Genomic DNA, 2,037 nt, shown 5'->3' on the forward strand with positions numbered 1-2,037 from the left:
CCCCCGCACCGAAGGGCGGCGCCCACCCCCGGCCACCGCGGCGACCTGCGCCAACTGCGCGGCGCCTACCGCTGGCAGCGCCGCGTCGCCACCCTCACCGCCCTCGGCTACTTCACGCTCTTCCTCCTCCTGTCCGCCTTCGCCCCCGCCCTCATGACCGGCGCCGTCACCGGCGGCCTCACCACCGGACTCCTCGTCGGACTGCTCCAACTCCCCGTGATGTGCCTGGCCATAGCGCTGTACGAGGTCACGGCCCGGCGCCGCCTCGACCGGCTCGCCGCCCGCCTGCGCAAGCTCGTGGAACTGGAGGCGAGCCGTGGATGACGCCACCCGCAGCACGTCCCTCGTCGCCTTCACCGCCGTCGTCACGCTCACCCTGCTGCTGTGCGTGATGACCGGACCCGAACGCGACGACCTCGGCGAGTTCTACACCGGCTACGGCCGCCTCACCCCGCTGCGCAACGGCCTCGCCATCGCGGGCGACTACATCTCCGCCGCGACCGTCCTCGGCACCACCGGCATCATCGCGCTCCTCGGCCACGACGGCGTGGTCCTCGCCCTGAGCACCGCGCTCTCCCTGATGCTCCTGATGTTCCTGCTCGCCGAACCCCTGCGGAACGCGGGCCGCTTCACCATGGGCGACGTCCTCGCCCGCCGCACGCCCGGCCGCCTGGTCCGCGTCACCGCGAGCGCCGCCACCCTCGCCGCGCTCCTGCCGCTCATGCTCGTCCAACTCGCGGGCGCGGGCGACCTGCTGGCCTTCATCCTGGGCTTCTCCAGCACCGGCCTGAAGACCGGCTGCGTCGTCGCCCTCGGCGCCCTCATGATCAGCTACGCGGCGATCGGCGGCATGAAGGGCACCGCCCTCATCCAGATCCTCAAGGTCGTCATCCTGCTCGGCTCCGGCATCGCCGTCGCCGCGCTCATCCTGCGCCGCTACGACTGGGACCCCGGCGCGCTGCTCGCCGCCGCCCGCGCGGGCAGCGGGCTCGGCCCGGCCTACCTGGAGTCCGGCCTCCAGTTCCGGGACAGCCCCGCACCCCGCCTCGACATGATCAGCTCGGAGCTCACCGTGGTCCTCGGCGGCGCGTGCCTGCCGCACATCACCATGCGGATGTACACCGCGCGCGGTGCGCCCGCGATACGGCGCTCGATGTCCTGGGCCGTGGCCTGCGTCGCCCTCTTCGTCCTCGTCATCACCGTCATCGGCTTCGGCGCCACCGCCATGCTCGGACGCAAGGAGATCGCCGGGCACGACCCGCAGGGCAACACGGCCTACCTCCTCGGCTCGCGCGCCGTGTTCGGCGCGGACGCCTCCACCGCCGAGACGCTGCTCCTCACGACCGTCACCACCGCGATCTTCCTGACGCTCCTCGCCTCCGTCGCCGGAATGATCCTCGCCTGCGCCAACTCCCTCGCCCACGACGTCTTCGCCGCCTGCCGCCGCGACCTCTCGCCGCGCCGCGAGATGGCGCTCGCCCGGGGCTGCGCCCTCGCCGTGGGCGCGGGCGCCATCTGCCTCGCGGTGCTCATCCAGGACCGCAGCCTGCAGCCGCTGGTCACCCTGTCCTTCTGCCTCGGCGCGTCCGCGCTCGCCCCCGCCCTCATCTACACGCTGTTCTGGCGGCGCTTCACCCGGGCCGGGCTCCTCTCGACCCTCATCGGCGGTACGGTCGGCTGCGCCGTGCTCATGACCGGTACGAACCTGGTGTCCGGCTCGGCCGGGGCGGCCTTCCCCGAGCACGACTTCGCCTGGTTCCCCTTCACCACGACCGGGGTCGTCTCCATTCCGCTGGGGTTCCTGCTGGGGTGGGGCGGTACGGTGCTCAGCCGCCGGAGCGCGCGGCGGGAGGCCCGCCGCCGCTACGAGGCCATCGAAACCTGGCTCCTCACCGGCCCCACCCCCTGACGCCCCCGCCCCGGGGCCCTGCCCAACGGGGGCCTACCTGCCGGGGGCCTGTCTTCCGGGGGCCTGTCTTCCGGGGGCTCTCCCACCTGCCGGGGGCCTGTCTTCCGGGGGCTCTCCCACCCGCCCAC

Annotated in this window: 2 protein-coding genes; both read left to right on the forward strand. The window is 73.5% G+C overall.

The window, feature by feature from the left end; genetic code table 11:
* A partial coding sequence (locus IG74_RS0144355; RefSeq protein WP_030689449.1) for a DUF485 domain-containing protein occupies positions 1 to 324 on the forward strand: 324 nt, incomplete at its 5' end.
* The gene (locus IG74_RS0144360; RefSeq protein WP_030689451.1) at positions 317 to 1,909 is read left to right on the forward strand and encodes a cation acetate symporter; all 1,593 of its coding nucleotides are present in this window, start codon (positions 317 to 319) and stop codon (positions 1,907 to 1,909) included. The genes IG74_RS0144355 and IG74_RS0144360, both read left to right, overlap by 8 nt.
* Positions 1,910 to 2,037: the final 128 nt, after the last annotated feature.

The organism is Streptomyces sp. NRRL B-1347, from assembly GCF_000720325.1.
Classification (GTDB): domain Bacteria; phylum Actinomycetota; class Actinomycetes; order Streptomycetales; family Streptomycetaceae; genus Streptomyces.